This window comes from Clostridium sulfidigenes (assembly GCF_000732635.1).
Lineage (GTDB): Bacteria > Bacillota > Clostridia > Clostridiales > Clostridiaceae > Clostridium_J > Clostridium_J sulfidigenes.
On record NZ_JPMD01000073.1, the window covers coordinates 1 to 1,817 of the forward strand.

The 1,817-nt window shown below is 27.6% G+C and carries 3 protein-coding genes, 1 tRNA gene and 2 rRNA genes; all 6 read left to right on the forward strand.

Annotation, left to right across the window (positions count from 1 at the left end; all coding sequences use genetic code 11):
* Positions 1-108 (forward strand): 23S ribosomal RNA (locus IO99_RS17920); the annotation flags it as partial.
* A 190-nt stretch (positions 109-298) separates the two neighbouring features.
* A 5S ribosomal RNA gene (gene rrf / locus IO99_RS17925) occupies positions 299-416 on the forward strand.
* Positions 417-425: 9 nt separating this feature from the next.
* Positions 426-501, forward strand: a tRNA-Phe gene (locus tag IO99_RS17930).
* Positions 502-677: 176 nt separating this feature from the next.
* A complete protein-coding gene (locus tag IO99_RS17935; RefSeq protein WP_035135886.1) occupies positions 678-1,031 on the forward strand; it encodes a hypothetical protein in 354 nt (117 codons plus the stop codon).
* A gap of 13 nt (positions 1,032-1,044) precedes the next feature.
* Positions 1,045-1,389 (forward strand): hypothetical protein, encoded by a 345-nt coding sequence (locus IO99_RS18585; protein WP_051824314.1) that lies wholly within the window; start codon positions 1,045-1,047, stop codon positions 1,387-1,389.
* A gap of 232 nt (positions 1,390-1,621) precedes the next feature.
* Positions 1,622-1,795, forward strand: a complete 174-nt coding sequence (locus tag IO99_RS19225; protein WP_156964398.1) for a hypothetical protein — start codon at positions 1,622-1,624, stop codon at positions 1,793-1,795.
* The last annotated feature ends 22 nt before the right edge of the window (positions 1,796-1,817 follow it).

The following is a 1,817-nucleotide window of genomic DNA, read 5'->3' on the forward strand; positions in this document are numbered from 1 at the left end:
AACGTAAGTTAGTAAGACTCCTGGAAGACCACCAGGTTGATAGGTGAGGGGTGTAAGCATGGTAACATGTTCAGCTGACTCATACTAATAAGTCGAGGGCTTGATCTAAATAAAGACGAAATAAATTTCACTGTGTAATTTTGAGAGAACATTTAATTAATGTTTTCAAATTCTATAAATTTGATAGAAGCAAGAAGTTCAAGGAAATGACTGAGTGAGGAGCAGAGTTTATAAAACATAAATGAGCACCGCAACGAAGGAAATTGACGAAGAAATTCGAAGCTTATAGAAAATTTAATCTGGTAATTATGCTTTTGATGGATACACCCGTTCCCATACCGAACACGAAGGTTAAGCATCAAGAGGCCAATAGTACTGCACGGGAAGCTGTGTGGGAGGGTAGGTTGTTGCCAGGTTTTTAACGTGGCTCGATAGCTCAGTCGGTAGAGCAGAGGACTGAAAATCCTCGTGTCGCTGGTTCGATTCCTGCTCGAGCCACCAAGAATCTAGATTTTATAATCTAGGTTCTTTTTTTATTGGGTTTTTATAACTAATATAAGCTATAGTATAAATCAATTAAATTTTATTTATTTTAGTATTTTGGATAATTATTCTATTAATATAAAATATAAGAATACGATAATTAAGTAATGGAGTTTGATAGGGGTGAGAGTATTATGGTAGACAGAACATATCTTGATACTGAAAAACTTACAAATTATGAAAATAGGAAAGTTAAAAAGCTTAATAAATCAAATAGAATTAATGATGATTTAAATAATAACAAGAATAAAAACTTTAAGGAACAATTAAATAAATTTAAAAAGCAACCAACTAAAGATAATATAAAAAAAATAGACAAAGATAATGAACCAGAAGAAGATATTATAGTGGCCGAAAGTCTAATTGATTTAATGAATGAAAATAGAATAATAACTGAAGTTGTAAGAGAAAAATTATTAAATAATCCAGAGATTAGAGAGTATATAGATAAAGAAGAAGAAATTTTGAATACCATTATAAATAAATAAGGAGATAAAGAAAATGAAAATAAATGCAATGGGAATAAACATATCACAAAATAATAATATTAACAAAACAAGTGCATTGTTTAAAAATATTAAGGTGGATGAAGAAAACAAAGAAGGTAAAAGTTTAAAATTCAATAATAAAAATAATCAAAATGAGCTACTTAATAATTTTGAAAAGATAAAGCAAGAATTATTGCACCAAAAGGAAGCTTTAAGAGAAAAGCAGATGAGCCCAGAAGAAAAAAAGTATAAGATGGAAGAAATAAATAGTAAAATCCAAGAAGTAGAGGCTCAAATACAACAATTATTAATGAATGAGAAGCAAAAAGAAATAGACAAGAAAAAAAGAGGAACTTGAAGCAAAAAAAGTAGAAGCAGAAAAGAATAAGGTAAATGAGGATGAAGTAAAGGATGGAGTTATAATATCTGCTAGTTTAAATGAACTAATAGAGATAAGTCATTCTACTGAATATATAAATAGATTAAAAGATATAAAAAATAGATTAAAAGTTGAATCAGGATATATTAAGCCCAATGAAAATTCTAATTCGTATAATAATAAAAAATTAACTAGCTTAAGTAAAGGTATATTGAATATAGAATCTAAGATATCCAATGAGATAGGAAATATAAATAAAAATACTAATAGGATGAAGGATAAAATTAAGAATGAAATTGATAAATTAGAAAACAATGAAAATGAAGAGAAAAAAGCTGAGGGAGAATTACCAAAAAAAATAAATATAATTATAAATGATAGATAGGTTATATAAATAAAACTTATCT